This is a genomic window from Streptomyces sp. NBC_00859, assembly GCF_045161865.1.
GTDB lineage: Bacteria > Actinomycetota > Actinomycetes > Streptomycetales > Streptomycetaceae > Streptomyces.
In genome coordinates this window covers 286,486-304,053 of record NZ_CP108826.1, presented here as the reverse complement: position 1 = coordinate 304,053, position 17,568 = coordinate 286,486, and the positions used below count along the sequence as shown (strand labels likewise).

Sequence of the window (17,568 nt, the reverse complement as noted above, 5' to 3'; positions counted from 1 at the left end):
GGTCAGAGCTGGGGTAGCGGTGGGAGGAATCGAGAGTTACCACGTACTCCACCCCGTGGCTGGATCTGTGCTCCAGGGAGGGCGCCTGACGGGTGAGACGCCGGGGCAGGCGCCCTCTTCTGGTGTCTAGAAGAATCCCAGCTTCTTCGCCGAGTACGACACGAGGAGATTCTTCGTCTGCTGGTAGTGGTCGAGCATCATCCGGTGGTTCTCCCGTCCGATCCCGGACTGCTTGTACCCGCCGAAGGCCGCGTGCGCGGGGTAGGCGTGGTAGCAGTTCGTCCAGACCCGGCCCGCCTGGATGGCACGGCCCGCCCGGTAGGCGGTGTTCATGTCCCGTGTCCAGACGCCCGCGCCCAGTCCGTAGAGCGTGTCGTTCGCTGTGCTGACGGCGTCGTCGAAGTCCGAGAAGGACGTGACGGCGACGACCGGGCCGAAGATCTCCTCCTGGAAGACCCGCATCCTGTTGTCGCCCTCGAAGATCGTCGGCTGTACGTAGTATCCGCCGGCCAGCTCACCGTCGTAGTCGATCCGCTGCCCGCCGGTGAGGATCTTGGCGCCCTCCTGCCTGCCGATGTCCAGATACGAAAGAATCTTCTGGAGCTGGTCGTTGGAGGCCTGCGCGCCGATCATCGTGTCCGTGTCCAGCGGGTGCCCCGGAAGGATCTGCCGGGTCCGGGCGATGCCTGCCTCCAGGAATTCGCTGTAGTGGCCATGCTGGATCAGCGCGCGCGACGGGCAGGTGCACACCTCGCCCTGGTTGAGCGCGAACATCGTGAAGCCTTCGAGCGCCTTGTCGCGGAAGTCGTCGTCCGCCGACCAGACGTCGTCGAAGAAGATGTTCGGCGACTTGCCGCCGAGTTCGAGCGTGACCGGCTTGATGTTCTCGGAGGCGTACTGCATGATCAGCCGCCCGGTCGTGGTCTCGCCCGTGAACGCGATCTTCGCGACGCGCGGACTGGACGCCAGGGGCTTGCCGGCTTCCGAGCCGAAGCCGTTGACGATGTTGACCACACCGGCGGGAAGCAGATCGGAGATCAGGCTCATCCAGACGTGGATGGAGGCCGGGGTCTGTTCGGCCGGCTTGAGTACCACCGTATTGCCCGCGGCGAGTGCCGGAGCGAGCTTCCAAGTGGCCATCAGGATGGGGAAGTTCCACGGGATGATCTGGCCCACCACGCCGAGGGGCTCATGGAAGTGATAGGCGACCGTGTCATCGTCGATTTGGCTGAGGGTGCCCTCCTGAGCCCGCAGCGCGCCCGCGAAGTAGCGGAAGTGGTCGACGGCGAGTGGGATGTCGGCGGCCAGTGTCTCCCGCACAGGCTTGCCGTTCTCCCAGGTCTCGGCAACCGCGAGCTCCTCCAGATGGGCTTCCATCCGGTCGGCGATCCTGTTGAGGACGGTGGCACGGTCGCCTGCCGAAGTCCGGCCCCACGCCGGGGCGGCCGCATGTGCTGCGTCCAGGGCCAGTTCGACGTCCTCGGCGGTGCCACGGGCGATCTCGGTGAACGGTTTGCCATTGACCGGGCTCGGGTTCTCGAAGTACTGCCCTCGGGCGGGCGGGACGAACTCCCCGCCGATCCAGTGGTCGTAGCGCGACTCGTACGAGACGATCGCACCCTCGGTGCCCGGCGCTGCGTAACGGGTCATGTCAGTGGCCTCCCGGAATCCGCGCCGCCCGCCGTTGGACGGCGCTCGGAGCCGAGGCTAGGGACCTTGACGTTGCAACCACGTTGCGCCCGCAGGGCACCGGGCCCGCCGGTTCAGCCCCCCTTGATCATGTCGGCGCACTTCTCGCCGATCATCATGGTGGTGATGCAGGGATTGACGGTCGGCAGGAACGGCATGACCGACGCGTCGGCCACCCGCAGTCCGGTGACACCCTTCACCCGCAGCTGCGGATCGAGCGGAGAGTCCGGGTCGGCCTCCGCTCCCATCCGGACGGTGCCCGCCGGGTGGTAGACGGTGTTGTGGGTGTCGCGGATGTACGCGAACAGTTCTTCGTCGGACTGCGCGGCCGGCCCCGGCGCCAGTTCGGCCCCCGCCCATCCGGCCATCGCGGGCTGGGCCACGATCTTCCGTGCGAGCCGCAGCCCGTAGGTCATCACCCGGATGTCGTGCTCGTCGGTGAAGTAGCGCGGATCGACCCGGGGTTTGTCGCGGAAGTCGCGTGTACGCAGCCTCACCGTGCCCATGGAGCGGGCCCGGGTGACATTCGGCGTGAGGCAGAAGGCATTGTCCGTCGTCGGGTAACCCCGCCGGTAGGTGTTCATGTCGAACGGCACCGAGCCGTAGTGGAACATCAGGTCCGGCCGGTCGAGGCCCGCTTCGGTGTCGGAGAAGATGCCGATCTCCCACCACTGGGTGGAGGACGTGACCATGGGCTGCTTGGCCTCCCACATGATCACGCCCTCCGGGTGGTCCTGGAGGTGCGAGCCGACGCCGGGGGAGTCCACCCGCACGCCGATCCCGTTCTCGCGCAGGTGCCCGGCCGGGCCGATGCCCGACAGCATCAGCAGTTTCGGAGAGTCGATGGCCCCGCAGCTGACGATCACCTCACGGCGCGCCGTCACCGAGCCGCTGTGCACGGTGTCGGGCTCCAGGTACTCGACGCCGGTGCACCGCTGGTTCTCGTCGAAGAGCAGCTGCTTGGCCTGGAGCCCCGTCCGGATCTCCAGATTGGGCCGGCCTTCGAGCACCGGGTGCAGATAGGAGACCGAGGCCGACGAACGGGTGCCGTCCGCGCGGGCGTTGATCTGGAACCAGTGTGCCCCGCGCACGACTGTCGTTCCCGTGTTGAAGGGCGTGCGGGGGATACCGGCCTCCGCGCAGGCGTTGAGCAGCGCCGTACCGCACGGGTCGTCCGGCGGGACGGTACGGATGGTCACAGGCCCGGAACGGCCGTGGTGGTCACCGGGCGCGTCGTTGCTCTCCAGCCGTTTGTAGAGCGGGAAGCAGTCCGCCGCGCTCCAGCCCGAACACCCCAGCGCACCCCACTCGTCGAGGTCCTCGGCCGGGGCCCAGAAGGCGATACAGGAGTTGTGCGACGAGCACCCGCCCAGCACCTTGGCCCTGGCGTGCCGCATGAAACTGTTGCCGTTCTCCTGTGGCTCCACCGGGTAGTCCCAGTCGTATCCCGACTCCAGCAGGGCCATCCACCGGTCCAGCCGCAGGACGTTGTCGTCGCCGGCGTCCGAAGGCCCGGCCTCCAGTACGCAGACGGTGACGGCCGGGTCCTCACTGAGCCGGGCGGCGATGACCGCGCCCGCGGTACCGCCGCCCACCACTACGTAGTCGTATGCGCGCTCGGACGTTTGCTCGGACATCGCTGCTCTCCAGATCAGGGGATACCGCGGGGGCGGTGAAAGGGGCCGGGGAGGGTCCGGGGTCATACCGTGGGCGGCTGAGGGCTTTCCATGACGGCACGGTGCGCGTCCAGTACGCCGGTCTTCTTGCGCTGGACGAACCAGTAGTAGGCGAATCCGCCACCGCCGACGATGCCGATGAAGACGAAGGCACCCCACTGGAGGTACCAGTGGTGCGGCCCCGTCGCGTTGTAGACCTGATTGCGCGGCCACGCGAGGTTGAGCGACATGGCGAAGCCCCACAGCACCGCGAGGATGTTGATGGGAAGCCCGAACCGGCCGAGTGAGAAGCGCCCTTCCGCCGGCTCCCAGGTGCCGCGCAGACGCCGGATCAGCATCGGCGTGGTGACCAGCAGATACGCCACATAGATCATGATGATCGCGATGCTCGTGATCACGGAGAAGATCTGCGGCTGGTTGATGTTGATCACCAGGATCACGATGCCGACGATCCCGATGATGATCGCCGGAAGGACCGGAGTCTTGAAGCGTGGGCTGACCCGGGCGAGGAGCGAGGAAGCCGGCAGGCAGTTGTCCCGCGCCATGGCGAAGGCCAGACGGATGCCCGCGGCCTGCACCGCCAGTTCGCAGACGGTGATGGCGATGACCACGCACCACAGCACGATCTGGCCGATGGTCGAGCCGAGCGTGGAGAGGACCACGTACTGCAGTCCGTCCGCTGCCAGTTTCTTCGAGGTCAGGTCCGGCACGGCCAGCAGCGCGAACAGCAGGATCAGGCCGCCGAGCAGGAACGAGAAGAACAGGGCCCGCAGAATCGCCCTGGGGGCGTTTCGGCTCGGGTCCATGCTCTCCTCACCCAGCGAGGACGCCGTGTCGAAGCCGTACATCACATACGCGGAGGCGAGCGAAGCGGTGAGGAACGCGCGGAAGTAGCCCAGGGTCTGCCCGTGGCCGATGCCGTACGTCTGGGTGATCGCGGAAGGGCCACGGGTGATGTGCGCGGCGAGCAGGATGACCAGGACGACGGCCGCGATCAGCTCGACCATCACACCCGCGGAGTTGATCCGGGCCATCAGCTTGACGCCGAATGCGTTGATCAGGGTGGTGAAGAGGATCAGTACGCTGCCCAGCAGAACGGCGTTCTTCGCCGCGTCGGTCTTGCCGCTGCCGTCCCCGATGAACTGGAACACCGAGGAGATCTGCGGCAGCGTGATCTGGTAGGCGAGGGCCACGGCGGCCAGCGACACCATCGTGGCCGTCAGCATCATCCAGCCGCCGAGCCACCCGACGTGCGGGCCGCCGAGCTTCTTCGCCCAGTTGTAGACCGAGCCGGCGACGGGGTACCGGGCGGCCAGTTCGCAGAAGCAGAGGGCCACCATCAGCTGGCCGATGAAGACCATCGGCCAGGACCACCAGTAGGCCGGTCCGCCGAAGCTGATACCGAAGTAGAACAGCTGGAAGGTACCGGTCAGGATCGAGATGTAGCTGATCCCGGCGGCGAAGGTGTGGAAGTTGCCGAGAGTGCGCTTGAGTTCGGGTTTGTAGCCGAACGCCGACAGCGAGTCGTCGTCGTCCTGGCTCTGTGTCCTGGCCGGGCCGCCGGGCTCGGGCGCGCCTCCGGTGCTGTTGCCACTCATTCGAACCACCTCAGCGGACTCGGCGACAGGTTGCGCCACACGTGCTTGGCCTCCTGGTACTCCGCGAGACCGGCGGGTCCCAGCTCACGCCCGAACCCGGACTGCTTCATCCCGCCCCATTCGGCCTGCGGCACATACGGCTGGAAGTCGTTGATCCATACGGTGCCGGCCCGCATCCTGGACGCCACCCGGTGCGCCCGGCCGACATCCTGCGACCAGACCCCGCCCGACAGCCCGTAGACCGTGTCGTTGGCGAGGGCGACCGCCTCGTCCTCGTCGTGGAACCGCTCGACTGTCAGGACGGGGCCGAACGACTCGTCGCGCACCACGCTCATCCCCGCGGTGCACTCGTCCAGCACCGTCGGCAGGTAGTAGAAGCCCTGGTCCAGTGCCGGGTCGTCCGGTCGCGCACCCCCGCACCGCAGGACCGCGCCCTCGGCGATGCCCGCCTCCACGTACGCCTCCACTTTCTCGCGGTGCGCCGCCGAGATCAGCGGGCCGGTCCGCGCTCTCTCGTCGAATGGGCCGCCCAGCGGGATCGCCCGCGCTCCGGCGACCACGTCCTCCACGAACCTGTCGTGCAGTTCGTCCTGGACGAGCAGCCGTGCTCCGGCGGAGCAGACCTGGCCCGAGTGGAGGAAAATAGCGGTCAGGGCGTAGTCGACCGCGCTCTCGTACTCCGCGTCGGCGAAGACGATGTTGGGGTTCTTGCCGCCGAGTTCCAGGGCGATCTTCTTCACTGTGGGGGCGGCGGCGGCCATGATGCGGCGTCCGGTGACGAGCCCGCCGGTGAACGACACCATGTCGACCCTCGGGTCCTCGCTGAGGGGTGCGCCGACCTCCGGCCCGGTGCCCAGGACGAGGTTGGCGACCCCGCCGGGCAGCCCGGCCTCGGCCAGCAGCCGCATCAGGAGGACCGCCGTGTGCGGGGTCAGCTCGCTCGGTTTGAGTACGAAGGTGTTGCCCGCGCCGAGCGCGGGCGCGACCTTCCACGCGGTCTGCAGCAGCGGATAGTTCCAGGGGGTGATCAGCGCGCACACGCCGACCGGTTCGTGCACGACCCGGCTGTCGATACCGGGATCCCCGGTGTCGACGATGCGGTCGGAGCCCCCGGACGCCACCAGGTTGCCGAAGTAGCGGAAGCAGTTGGCGATGTCCGCCATGTCGTACTCGCTCTCCACGAGCCGCTTCCCGGTGTCCAGGGACTCGGCGCGGGCGAGCGCGTCCTGGTCACGTTCGATCAGGGCCGCGACCCGCAGAAGCAGCGCGCCCCGCTCGGCGGCCGGGGTGGAGGGCCAGGGCCCGTGGTCGAAGGCATCGCGCGCCGCGGCGATCGCCGCCGAAGCGTCCTGCCCTCCCCCTTCGTCGACGGTCGCCACCAGAGTGCCGTCGGCCGGGCAGCGGATCTCGCGGAGCCCCCCGTCTGCGGCGGCCATCCAGGACCCGCCGATGAACAGCTCAGGCATACGGACTCCTCGGGCTCGGGCGTCCGGTCACGAGCGGACACTCCATGCGGTCGCTGTATCAACCGAGAGTAAGGAGCCTGGGGTGTCCGCGCAGTACGGGCGAGGCAGCCGGGGGAGTGGGCAGGTCAGGAACGCTGCCAGGAGTCCAGTTCGTGCACCCGTGCCAGCGCGGACGACCGCTGCCGGGCGGGCAGCGCGGTGACGAGCGCACGCCAGACGGGAAGGTCGTCCTCGCCCCAGGGACTGTAAGCCCAGTCCGCGAGCAGGCCCGGATCACCGCGTTCGATCAGCGCTGCCCGCAGCTGGTCCGCGAGCCGGCGGCGAAGCCGGACCACCGCGGGTGCCTGCGACCGGGGCAGCAGCGGACCGGCGTACGCGTTCATCGCCGAGGCCACCGCACCGGAGGCGAGCAGGCGTGCGACTCCCGCGGAGTCCGTGTCGACGGGATCCGCCAGCCGGTACGGACGCGACCGCAGCAGCCCGGGACCGAGCAGCCCGCGCAGCCGGTACAGCTCCGCGCGCAGGGTGACCGGGGTGACAGCCTCGTCCTCGTACAGCTCGACGAGCAGTTCGTCCCCGCTGATACCGTCCGGACGCTGGGCGAGGAGCGTGAGGATCTCACTGTGCCGCCGGCTGAGCCTCCACTTGCGGCCGTCCGCAACGAGCAGGGCCGTGTCCCGCCCCAGCGCCGACAGCTGTACGGCCCCCGCGGCGGGCGGCGGCGCCAGCAGTGCGAGCTGGGACTCGGCTGCTCGCGCGACGGCACCGACGAAGGCCAGACTGTGCGGATGGGCCAGCCGGTCGCCGCCGGTGACGTCCACGGCGCCCAGCAGCTGCCCGGTACCCGGATCGTGGACCGGGGCCGCCGCGCAGGTCCACGGGTGGACGGGGCGCTGGAAGTGTTCGGCCGCGAAGACCTGGACCGGGTGGTCGAGGGCGAGGGCGGTGCCGGGTGCGTTGGTCCCGGTCGCCGCCTCCGCCCAGCGTGCCCCGGGCACGAAGTTCATCCGGGCCGCCTGCCCGCGGGGTGTCGCGTGCCCCTCCACCCAGAGCAGCCGGCCGTGCGCGTCGCACACCGCCAGCAGGTGCCGGCCGTCCATCGCGTAGGCGCCCATCAGCTCACGGAACAGCGGCATCACCCGGGCCAGCGGATGGCTGTCCCGGTATGCGGCGAGAGCGTCGTCGGACAGCTCGACGTGCGCCGTCCCGTCCCGGCTGACCCGGGCGCGGGCCGAGCGCCGCCAGGAATCCGCCACCACGGCCCGCACAGGGCGCTCGACCCGTCCAGCTGCGGCGAACGACTCGTACGCTCCCCGCAGCGCCCTGCGGCGCCGCGCCGGATCGGCGCCCGCCTCGAGAGCCACCCATGTGTCGGTCAACTCGGCCTCCCCGGCCCCGGTGCACGGGACGCGGGACACAGCCCATCGTCACCCCGGCGGCGGTGCCGGGCAAGCGTCCCGTCAGGCCTGGTTGACCAGGCGGATGTAGCGCACCCAGTCCCAGTGGGGGCCGGGGTCCGTGTGATCGGTGCCCGGGACCTCCACGTGTCCGATGATGTGGGTGCGGTCCTTCGGGATGGAGTACCGGTCGCAGACGGACGCGGTGAGCGCGGCGGACTTCCCGTACAGGGCGTCCGTGAAGTACTCGGGCTTGTCCACCCAGCCCTCGTGTTCGATGCCGATACTGCGGGTGTTGTAGTCCCAGTTCCCGGCGTGCCAGGCGATGTCGTGCTCCCGTACACACTGGGCGATGTACCCGTCCGCCGAGCGCACCACGTAGTGGGCGGTGACGGCCTTCGCCGGATCCGTGAAGATGTTCAGCGTGTTGTCGAAGGTCTCCTGGGTGACGTGGACGACCACACGGTCTACCGTGTATGCCGAGGGGCGTTTGGACACCGTGTAGTTGGCGGTCGAAGCGGGTGTCCAGTGCGCGCTCGGGTAGTCGGTGTCCGCCGCGCTCTCGGCGTCCGCCCGGGTCGCGGGCAGCAGGACGCCCGCGGTGGCGACGAGCGCGGCGCTCTGCAGCAGCCGTCTGCGGCTGGGGCCTGATCCGGTGTGTGCCATGGTGCTCTCCTCGCGTGGGGGATCTGTCTGCGGCTGTGCGGTCGCGGTGGGTTCAGGGCCGGGGAAGGACCGCTGCGGTCTCCCTGAGATGGCGGTGCAGCCCGCGGTGCGGTTCGCCGGCCGGCAGCCACTCCTTGCGGATCTTCGCGACACAGGTGTAGTTGGTGTCGCAGACATTGCCGAGCGGGGCCTCGCCCGCCTGCGAGAGCAGCTGGTACGCGTCCAGTTCGGACAGCCCGTAGTCACGTACCAGCCACTGCACCATATCCAGCTGCGATATCCGGAAGGCGTCCTCCAGTGGGCGTGCCGAGCCGGTCGACATCAGATGGGTGTCCGACTCCAGCCGCGGCCACGGGGTCGTCACGCCCTTCAGCAACTCGACCACGACGACCGTGTTCATCGCGCACTCCACGGCCACCCCGCAGGTCTCGCCCTCGCCCTGCCGGGCGTGCCCGTCACCGAGGCTGAGCAGCGCGCCCTCGACATTCACCCCGAGGTAACAGGTGACACCGGCGCGCATCTCGGGGGTGTCCATGTTCCCGCCGTGCGCGTCGGGCACCAGTGCCGAGCGCACCTCGAGGTTGGCCGGCGCGACCCCCACCGTGCCGTGCATCGGGTCCATCGGCAGTGGGATCTCGATATCGCTGTCCCGCGCCCGGAAGAGACAGGTGCGCCGCTCCCGGTCCAGCTCCCACATCCACACGACCTCGGGCAGCGGGGGCTGCAGCGTGGCCGTCGCGTGGGTGGACGTGAGTGCGCCGAAGAGCGGCACGGTCGTCGACGCGGCCCAGTCGCGGGCGGGCTCGACCGACACGAAGTGCACGGCCACCGTGTCGCCGGGCTCGGCGCCCTCGATATGGAAGGGGCCGGTCTGCGGATTGAGAAAGGGGAACTCGCACACCTCGGACACCAGGTCCTTCGCGGAACGCACCCGCCCCGCGAAGCAGTCCTCGGTGAACAGATCGAGGACGGTGCCCGGAGCGACGCGCGCCACCGGGGCCGCCCCGCCGAACGTCCAGGCGTACTCGCCCTCGCGGGGACGCACTGTCAGGATGCGGGGATCAGTCATCGCCGTACCTCTCCTGTCTCATCGGTCGTGTCGCCCGTCGTGTTCACGGAGTTGACCCGTTCGGAGTCCTGGGATCCGGCAGCAGGCTCCGGTGGTCCGTCCAGGTGGACCCGGCCCGTCTCCGCCAGCCGCCCGGGATATCTGCGCACCAGCACGGCCAGCACCACGGCACCGGTCAGCATCCAGCCGCCGACGGCGGGCCCGGCGTACGAGACGGGCGCCTTCAGCGGGGAGACGAAGTCGAAGGCGGGTATGCCGGCGGCCGTCAGGAGCGCGGGGACGAAGGCGGCCGTGCCCAGCACGGGGAAGAGCAGATGGGGCACCGGGCGGAACAGATCGCGCCTGCGCCGCAGGAAGTATCCGGCACAGGCCAGGTTCACGACGATGTACACACCGATGACCACCGTCACAATGACCGTGGCCAGCAGGGCGAATGCTGTCACCGGACCGTAGGCGAGACCGAGCCCCAGCGCAGCGGCGACCGCGACGGCGAACTGCGCGGCCACGCCCACGACGGGGGACCGGTGGCGCGGATGGACACGGGCGAACGGGCGGGGGAACACCCCGATCCTTCCGAGGGCGAAGGCGGTCCGTGTCGACACGTTCGAGCACGCGTTGGCGTTGGCGATCGTCGAGTTGACGACGGCGAGGAAGAGGAGCACCCAGAAGAGTCCGAACGACGCGCGCGCCACGCCCTCCCAGGAGGCCGCCCCCGACACTCCGAACCCGGCGAACCGGTCCGGACCGAAGTACACGGACATCGCGTAGGTGGTCAGGACGTAGAACACGCCGATCGCCAGGGCCGCACCGAGCACCGCCCGCCGCATGGTGCGCCCCGGGTCGCGTGTCTCCTCGGCGAGGGGTGCGGCCGCCTCGAAGCCGGAGAAGGCCAGCACCGTGTAGACGGACCCCGCGAAGACACCGCCGGCCCCGGTGTATCCATGCGCGGTGTGGGAAGTGCCGAAGACCGTGAGGGTGTTGGCGTCCCCCGCCTTCCAGATCAGGAGCACAGCGAAGACCAGGAGGACGAGCACCTCGAAGACGCCGAGCACCGTGCCGAAGCGGGCCGAGGCCCGGACGCCGTAGAACCCGGCCACCGCGATGACCACCGCTCCCGCCAGGGACCACGGCCACCACAGGTCCGCCGGGTACGAAGCCCACTCCTGGTGCAGGGTGCCCGCCGTGGTGAAGCCGAGCTGGAGGAGCAGCAGGGCGGGCACCAGCGCCTCGACGAAGACATAACCCCAGCCGACCAGGAACCCGACCGCCGGGTGGAGCCCCTGTGCGGAGTACGTCGCCACCGAACCAGCCGCGGGAAGCTGCCGTGCCAGTTCGGCCACGCACGAGGCGGTGAACAGGCAGGCCACCAGTGCCACCAGTACGGACAGCGGCAGGCTTCCGCCCGCGAACGCGGCACCGGACGGAATGGACGCCGCGACCGCCGCCGCAGGTGCCATGGCTGTGATGCTCTGGAAGAGCACCTCGCGCAGCCCTACGGCGTCGCGGCGCAGTCCTGGATCCGATTCCCCCGGCATTCTCCGACTCCCTGTGTCCGTCGACCGGCACGAGTCCCGCGGGCCATACCGTACGGGCAGATGCGGCAGGGGTGGAAGGGGCCGTAACGCCTGTGGGGAACGGCAGTTGCTCCGCGCGGCGGCCCGGGGCCTCACCCGCGGTGCTCCTCGCGCCGCAACAGCGAGCCCGCGTCCGAGAGCGTGGTGCTGATCCGCTGCAGGGCCGGCTCGTCCGGGGGCAGCGGCGCATACCGGGGACCCCGGGCGGTGTCCCAGCGACGTGCGACCGCGATGGGGTCCTCGCCGAGGAGCAGCCCGGCCGCCTGCGCGGCAGCGCCGATCGCGACCAGTTCCTTCGCGAGGGGTACCTTGACGGGCCGTCCCGAGAGCCGTCGCACGGTCTCCCGCCATGCGGTTCCCTGCGCCCCGCCGCCGATCAGCAGCAGAGGCTCGTCGGGCGCGGCGTCCTCGTCCAGGACCCGGTCCAGGGCGTCGAGCAGGGCGTAGACCGCGCCGTCATAGGCGGCCTGGAGCAGTTGCCCGCCCGTAGTGTCATGACGCAGGCCGTACAACAGGCCTGCCGCGTGCGGCAGATGGGGGGTACGTTCGCCACCGAGGAAGGGCAGCATCACACTGTCCCCGCCCGGCTCGACCGCGTCCCGGTCGAGGTGGAGCAGCGCGGCGATCCGGTCGACGGCCAGCGTGCAGTTGAGTGTGCAGGCGAGCGGCAGCCAGTCACCCCGTGCGTCGGCGAAACCGGAGACCGTGCCGGAGGGGTCGACCGGCCGTCGCTGCGACACCGCGTACACCGTGCCCGACGTACCGAGGCTGAGCACCGGGCGGCCGGGGCGCAGCCCGAGGCCGAGCGCGGCGGCGGCGTTGTCGCCGGTGCCCGGTGCCACCGCGATACCCGGGGCGAGCGGCAGACCGGGCACCCGGCGGACACTGCCCGCTGCCTTCGAAGGGTCCACGACCTCCGGCAGCAGGGCGGGGGACAGGCCGGCCAGCCGCAGGATCTCCTCGTCGTACGCCTGCGTCCGGGTCGCCCACCAGCCGGTGCCCGAAGCATCCCCCCGGTCGGTCGTACCCCGTCCGGTGAGCCGCTCCGTGAGGTAGTCGTGCGGCAGCCGGACCGCCGCCGTGGCACGGGCGGCGTCCGGTTCGTTCTCCAGCAGCCAGGCCCATTTGGTGACGGTCATGGCAGGCCCGGGGAGACTCCCGGTGCGCTCGGCCCAGGTGTCGGCGCCCAGTTGACCGATGAGGCGCTCGCTCTGCGGCGCGGAGCGGACGTCGTTCCACAGCATCGCCGGCCGCACCGGCCGGCCGGCCGTATCCAGTGTCACCAGGCCGTGCTGCTGCCCCCCGACCGCGATGGCCTTGGCCCGTCCCGCGGCGGCCCCGCACTGCTGGAGTGCTTCGGAGAGCGCCTGCCACCACTGCTCGGGGTCGCTCTCGCGCGCGCCGCCGGTGCCGGTGACGGTGTGCGGTGACTGGCCCCGCGCGACGACGTCCCCGGTCGCGCAGTCCACGACCAGCGCCTTGGTCGACTGCGTTGAGGAGTCCACCCCCACGACCAGGGGGCCTTCGGGTGCAGTCATCGGGCTTCTCCGCTCTGAGGGGGCGCCGCCGGGCGGCATCCCGGCGGCGCCCTGGATACTAATTTGTCAAGCAGCCTGACGAAACAGGCCCGGAGCGGCGCAATGAAGAGCGGGGCGACGCGCGCCCGACGGCGCCTCCCTTCGGAACGGGAGGCGCCGTCGTCGTCTCAGGGGCGGTGAGAGGCAGTGCCTGTCAGCAGTGGTTCGGTACGTTGCCCTTGAGGTAGACCGCGTTGACGTACCCGATGCCGCCGCTGTTGAGCTTGAGCCGCACCCAGTACGGTGGCGCCGAGCAGGGCGGCGCTCACCCCGCCGAAGGCCAGTGCGCGTTTCGCTCCGTTGCGGATCATGTCTCTCTCCCGTTCAGGCGCTGCGGACCGAACTGCGGAACAGTGGCCGGGACAGGGGAGTGGAGTACAGCCGCCGTCCGCCTCCCCCTGAACCGGCCTGAACTACGTTGCCGCAGGTCAGGAGGGTTGTTCAATCGCCCGGTCGGGCGGGTGCCCGGAACCGTGTTCCCGGCGCGCAACGATCATGCCCGTGCGCGCCGGTGTCCGCGGGCCCGCCCCCCTCCGTGGTGCGGCGCCCCGCCGTACCACGTGCCGATCAGGCCTCGTGGCCTGTCACTCCGCGTCCGTCACCGTGGCCAGCGCCGCGGCGGGATCGGGGTCGGCAGGTCCGGCAGGCGTCCAGCGGCCCCTCTCCTTGCGGTAGGGCCACCAGCGGCCGTCCCGTCCGTAGCGCAGCTGGGCATCGGAGCCCACCACGGTCCAGTGGTTGCCCGCCATGCTGAATCGCGGCCCTGTCCCTTGCTCCCAGGCCTGGTCGAGCTGTGCGCGTGCCCGTGCCAGCATCTGCGCGCCGGGTGACCACCGCTCCTCCAGTGCGGACAGCGCCGCAGGGCCGCCGCACTCCCAGGCCCGGACGGCGAGCGCGAGCTCGGCGCGCTCACGCCCCGATCCCACGGCGAGGCGGACCGAGATCCGTGGGTCGGTGGCCGCTGCGGCCAGCCGGACCGCGTCCTGCTGCGGCGTCAACGTCTCTTGCACCGGGCTCTGTTCATGGCCCGGTGCAAGCGCTTCGGTCAGCAGGGCCGCCGCCCTGCGGGCCGCGTCCGCTGCCAGGAACTCCAGTGCGCCGGGATCGAGGCCCGGTGCGGGACCGGCCTCCGTTTCGAGGGAGGGCGGGAGCCCCGGCGTATCAGGCACCGGCGGTGGCGCGGGCAGCTGCGGCAGCGCGTTCCCAGCGGCGAACGCCTCGTCGGCCCGCACACCCCCCGGCTCGCGCCCCTCCTCACACGCCCCGGCGCTGCCCGGCGCCGCCGCGTGGCCCGTGCTGCGCCGCTGCAGTTCGTCCAGCAGTTCCGGCTCGGCCCGGCCGCGCATCAGCAGCAGCACGAACGGGTCCTCGTCGAGGAGGCGCGCCACTTGGTAGCAGAGCGCGGCGGTGTGCGGGCAGTGGTCCCACGACTCGCAGGAGCACTCCGGCTCCAGATCACCTGCCCCCGGCAGCAGGAAGACCCCGGCCGCGGCCGCGTCCTCCACCAGGTGCGGTGGCATCTCGCGGTCCAGCAGCGCCGCGATGTGCCCCGCGCTCTCGACCGCCATGTCGAGGAATCTGTCCCACTCCGGATCGTTCAGCTGCTGCAGCAGCACATCGCTGCGGTACCGCGCCGAGTCCGGATCCTGCACGATCGCGGTGATCCGGCCCGGCCGTACCGACACCGCGCCGACGGCGCCGTCGCGGGCGTATCTGCGGCCCTTCTTCAGCTGGCGGCCGTCGAGAGCCGTCTCCTCCAGGGCTTTCAGCCAGGCCCGGCCCCACCAGGTCCCGGCGAAGCCGCGGCCCGGTGCCGGTGCCAGGGCGGCGAAGGTGCGCTCCGGTGCGTCTATACCGCTCATCGTCCACTCCCTCGCAGTTCCACCAGGTCCGCCAGTTCGGCGTCGGTCATCCCGGTCAGCGCGGCCTCTCCGGCGCCGAGTACCGCGTCGGCCAGTTCGCGCTTGCGGTCGAGCATGTCCGCGATCCGGTCCTCGATGGTCCCTTCGGCGATCAGCCGGTGCACCTGGACCGGCTGGGTCTGTCCGATGCGGTAGGCCCGGTCGGTGGCCTGGGCCTCGACCGCCGGGTTCCACCAGCGGTCGAAGTGCACCACGTGTCCCGCACGTGTGAGGTTGAGGCCGGTACCCGCCGCCTTCAACGACAGGAGAAACACGGGCACTTCACCGCCCTGGAAGCGGTCCACCATTTCCTGTCGCCGGGCGACCGGGGTCCCCCCGTGCAACAGCAGAGTGGGTACCCCGCGGGCTGCCAGATGCCGTTCGATGAGCCGTGCCATTCTCACGTACTGGGTGAAGACGAGTACGCCCGCGCCTTCGGCGAGAATGGTGTCGAGCAGTTCGTCGAGCAGCTCCACCTTCCCCGAGCGCCCCTCGACGAGGGGCTCCTCCTCCCTGAGGTACTGCGCGGGGTGGTTGCAGATCTGCTTCAGCGCCGTCAGCAGCTTCACCACGAGGCCGCGCCGGGAGAAGCCGTCGGCGGTGGAGATCTCCGCGAGTGTCTCCCGCACCACGGCCTCGTACAGGCCGGTCTGTTCCCGGGTGAGTGACACCGTGCGGTCGGTCTCCGTCTTCGGCGGCAGTTCGGGTGCGATACCCGGATCGGATTTGCGACGGCGCAGCAGGAACGGTGCGACCAGGCGGGACAGCCGTTCGGCAGCCGCCGGATCCTTTCCGCCCTCGACGGCCTGAGCGTAGCGTGTGCGAAATCCGCCCAGCTTGCCCAGCAGGCCGGGTGTGGTCCAGTCGAGGATCGCCCACAGCTCGGAGAGGTTGTTCTCCACCGGGGTACCGGTGAGCGCCACACGGGCGCGTGTGCCGATGGTCCGCAGCTGCCGGGCCGTGGCGGAGTACGGATTCTTCACGTGCTGGGCCTCGTCGGCGACGACCAGCCCCCAGGAGGTCCCGGCGAGCCGCCCGGCGTCCAGCCGCATGGTGCCGTAGGTGGTGAGTACGAACTCCCCGTCGGCCAGGCGCTCCAGGCTCCGCGAGGCACCGTGGAAGCGGCGGACGGGAGTGCCGGGCGCGAACTTTTCGATCTCCCGCTGCCAGTTGCCCATCAGGGAGGCCGGACAGACGACCAGGGTGGGCCCTGCGGATTCCTTGTCGCTCTGGCGGTGGAGATGGAGTGCGATCAGTGTGATGGTCTTGCCGAGTCCCATGTCGTCCGCGAGGCAGCCGCCGAGACCGAGCGCGGTCATCCGGTGCAGCCAGTTCAGTCCGCGCAACTGGTAGTCGCGCAGGGATGCTTCGAGCGCGGCGGGCTGTCCGATCGCCTTCTGTCCGGAGTCCTCCGGGCGCCCGAGCTCGTCCCGCAAGTGCGCCAACGGGCCTGTCGCGGTGACTTCCACCTGCCGGCCGTCAACTTCGGTCGTACCGGTGAGCACCGCGCCCAGTGCGTCGATCGGTGCGACAGCGCGGCCCCGGGTGTCCCGGGTTTCACGGGCGCGTCGCATCTCGTCGGGGTCGATGAGCACCCACCGGTCGCGCAGCCGTACGGCGGGTCTGCTCGCCTCGGCGAGCCGGTCGAGTTCGGCATGGCTCAGCTGCTGACCACCCAGTGTGAAACGCCAGTTGAAGGCGAGGAGGGTATCGGCCTGCAGCACGGACGGCAGATCGTTCGGGAGGCGCTCCTCCGCATGTGCTGAGCGACTGCCGCCGCCAGGGAGGGGTTGAGGGCCATCGTCGGTGCCGATGACAGCGCGCGCCGTCAGCGTGCGGGAGAACTCCTTCGGCCAGTGCACCCGAACTCCACCGGCGGCGAGGGCCTGCGCCGCGTCGCCGAGCAGTTCGGTGATTTCCTCGTCGGCGAGCTCGACCGAGTCGGGCACGGCGGCCGTCAGGAGTGGTGTGAGCGGCGCCCAGGCGCGGGCGGCCCGGCGCAGGGCGAGCAGGGCGTCCATCCGGGCACGCGGGCCGAAGCCGGCCGCCGTGCCCGACCACACGTCCGACGCGTCGGCTGTGAGGGCGGGATCGCTTGCGCCGTGCATCTGGAGGACGGCTCTGAACGCGGGCCCGTCGCCGGCTTCCGTGGCCGCGGTGGACAGTCCTGTCACCTCCACACGCAGGGAGATGCGCACGCCCGTGTCCTGGCCTGCTGCCACATCGGCTGCCCAGGCCCGCTGTTCGGGGAGTTTCCGCGGCTCGGCCGCGGCGAAAGCGGAACTCCCCGCCGCGAAGGAGGCGGCGGGCGTCCGGGGCAGGGCGTCCGCGACGGCGTCGAGGAAATCACGCACCAACTCCTCGGGCGCGGGCAGGCATACGGGGTCCGCGGCAGGGTCCAGGGGCGCCGCGTGGGCGGTGGGCGGCATCGCGGCGGCGAGTTCCCGTACCCGCGTGAGGTCACCGCCGTCGAGTGGACCGGCCCGCCAGGCCTCGTAGCCGCCGGCGCTGAGCCCTGGCAGCAGCCTTCCGCGCGCGGCGAGTTGGAGGGCGAGCAGTGCGGCCGATCCCCAGAAAGCGACCGCCGCTGACGTGTGCGCCCCGGTACGGGCACGGGTGAGAACAGGCAGGGCTTCCTGTACGGTCAGCATCATCGTCCGTACGCGGTACGGACGTGCGTCGCCGCCGACGACGAGCAGCTCCTCCATGGAGCCGGGGCTCGTGGGCGGCTCGCTGCCACCGGGGTGCCAGAAGGCGACCCGCCCGGTACGTGCCGGGTCCGCAGGCAGGAAGACCGCGGAGCAGCGGGAGAGTTGGGCGATCTCGGAGAGCGTTGCCGTGGGGAGTCCTTGCACAGCGATAGCGCATTCCTCAAATTTGACTACTGTGGGTCGGGATCGCCGAGGGTACCTCATCGCAGGCCCGCCGGTGAACGCCGTAACCGCGCGGCGCGGC

The 17,568-nt window shown here is 70.5% G+C and carries 11 protein-coding genes; all 11 read right to left on the bottom strand.

What is annotated here, in order from left to right; genetic code table 11:
- Window positions 1-126: 126 nt before the first annotated feature.
- Entirely contained in the window at window positions 127-1,650 is a 1,524-nt protein-coding gene (locus tag OG584_RS01380; protein WP_405774117.1) for an aldehyde dehydrogenase family protein, read from the bottom strand.
- Window positions 1,651-1,763: 113 nt separating this feature from the next.
- On the bottom strand, window positions 1,764-3,326 hold the full coding sequence (locus OG584_RS01375) for a GMC family oxidoreductase (protein WP_405774115.1): 1,563 nt from the start codon (window positions 3,324-3,326) through the stop codon (window positions 1,764-1,766).
- Window positions 3,327-3,388: 62 nt separating this feature from the next.
- Window positions 3,389-4,963 (bottom strand): APC family permease, encoded by a 1,575-nt coding sequence (locus tag OG584_RS01370; protein ID WP_405774113.1) that lies wholly within the window; start codon window positions 4,961-4,963, stop codon window positions 3,389-3,391.
- Entirely contained in the window at window positions 4,960-6,429 is a 1,470-nt protein-coding gene (locus OG584_RS01365; protein WP_405774112.1) for an aldehyde dehydrogenase family protein, read from the bottom strand. Before OG584_RS01365 ends, OG584_RS01370 begins: the two co-directional genes overlap by 4 nt.
- Before the next feature lie 125 nt (window positions 6,430-6,554).
- Window positions 6,555-7,808, bottom strand: coding sequence for a GAF domain-containing protein (locus tag OG584_RS01360; RefSeq protein ID WP_405774110.1), 1,254 nt, complete (start codon window positions 7,806-7,808; stop codon window positions 6,555-6,557).
- A gap of 81 nt (window positions 7,809-7,889) precedes the next feature.
- Window positions 7,890-8,492: an N-acetylmuramoyl-L-alanine amidase gene (locus tag OG584_RS01355; protein WP_405774108.1), complete on the bottom strand. Its 603-nt coding sequence runs from the start codon at window positions 8,490-8,492 to the stop codon at window positions 7,890-7,892.
- A 52-nt stretch (window positions 8,493-8,544) separates the two neighbouring features.
- Window positions 8,545-9,561 carry an acetamidase/formamidase family protein gene (locus OG584_RS01350; protein WP_405774106.1) on the bottom strand — a complete coding sequence of 339 codons (1,017 nt, stop codon included), beginning with the start codon at window positions 9,559-9,561 and terminating at the stop codon, window positions 8,545-8,547.
- Entirely contained in the window at window positions 9,558-11,096 is a 1,539-nt protein-coding gene (locus OG584_RS01345; protein WP_405774104.1) for an APC family permease, read from the bottom strand. Before OG584_RS01345 ends, OG584_RS01350 begins: the two co-directional genes overlap by 4 nt.
- Window positions 11,097-11,227: 131 nt before the next feature.
- Window positions 11,228-12,673: a xylulokinase gene (gene xylB / locus OG584_RS01340; RefSeq protein ID WP_405774102.1), complete on the bottom strand. Its 1,446-nt coding sequence runs from the start codon at window positions 12,671-12,673 to the stop codon at window positions 11,228-11,230.
- Between the two features lie 623 nt (window positions 12,674-13,296).
- Window positions 13,297-14,574: an SWF or SNF family helicase gene (locus tag OG584_RS01335; protein WP_405774100.1), complete on the bottom strand. Its 1,278-nt coding sequence runs from the start codon at window positions 14,572-14,574 to the stop codon at window positions 13,297-13,299.
- Window positions 14,571-17,528: a DEAD/DEAH box helicase gene (locus OG584_RS01330; RefSeq protein ID WP_405774098.1), complete on the bottom strand. Its 2,958-nt coding sequence runs from the start codon at window positions 17,526-17,528 to the stop codon at window positions 14,571-14,573. The genes OG584_RS01335 and OG584_RS01330 overlap by 4 nt, the downstream gene beginning before the upstream one ends.
- Window positions 17,529-17,568 lie beyond the last annotated feature (40 nt).

Excerpts from the sequence above, each read along its gene's own strand:
- OG584_RS01380 (WP_405774117.1), bottom strand. The coding sequence starts at position 1,650 with ATGACCCGTTACGCAGCGCCGGGCACCGAGGGTGCGATCGTCTCGTAC.
- OG584_RS01375 (WP_405774115.1), bottom strand. The coding sequence starts at position 3,326 with ATGTCCGAGCAAACGTCCGAGCGCGCATACGACTACGTAGTGGTGGGC.
- OG584_RS01370 (WP_405774113.1), bottom strand. The coding sequence starts at position 4,963 with ATGAGTGGCAACAGCACCGGAGGCGCGCCCGAGCCCGGCGGCCCGGCC.
- OG584_RS01365 (WP_405774112.1), bottom strand. The coding sequence starts at position 6,429 with ATGCCTGAGCTGTTCATCGGCGGGTCCTGGATGGCCGCCGCAGACGGG.
- OG584_RS01355 (WP_405774108.1), bottom strand. The coding sequence starts at position 8,492 with ATGGCACACACCGGATCAGGCCCCAGCCGCAGACGGCTGCTGCAGAGC.
- OG584_RS01350 (WP_405774106.1), bottom strand. The coding sequence starts at position 9,561 with ATGACTGATCCCCGCATCCTGACAGTGCGTCCCCGCGAGGGCGAGTAC.
- OG584_RS01345 (WP_405774104.1), bottom strand. The coding sequence starts at position 11,096 with ATGCCGGGGGAATCGGATCCAGGACTGCGCCGCGACGCCGTAGGGCTG.
- xylB (WP_405774102.1), bottom strand. The coding sequence starts at position 12,673 with ATGACTGCACCCGAAGGCCCCCTGGTCGTGGGGGTGGACTCCTCAACG.
- OG584_RS01335 (WP_405774100.1), bottom strand. The coding sequence starts at position 14,574 with ATGAGCGGTATAGACGCACCGGAGCGCACCTTCGCCGCCCTGGCACCG.
- OG584_RS01330 (WP_405774098.1), bottom strand. The coding sequence starts at position 17,528 with ATGAGGTACCCTCGGCGATCCCGACCCACAGTAGTCAAATTTGAGGAA.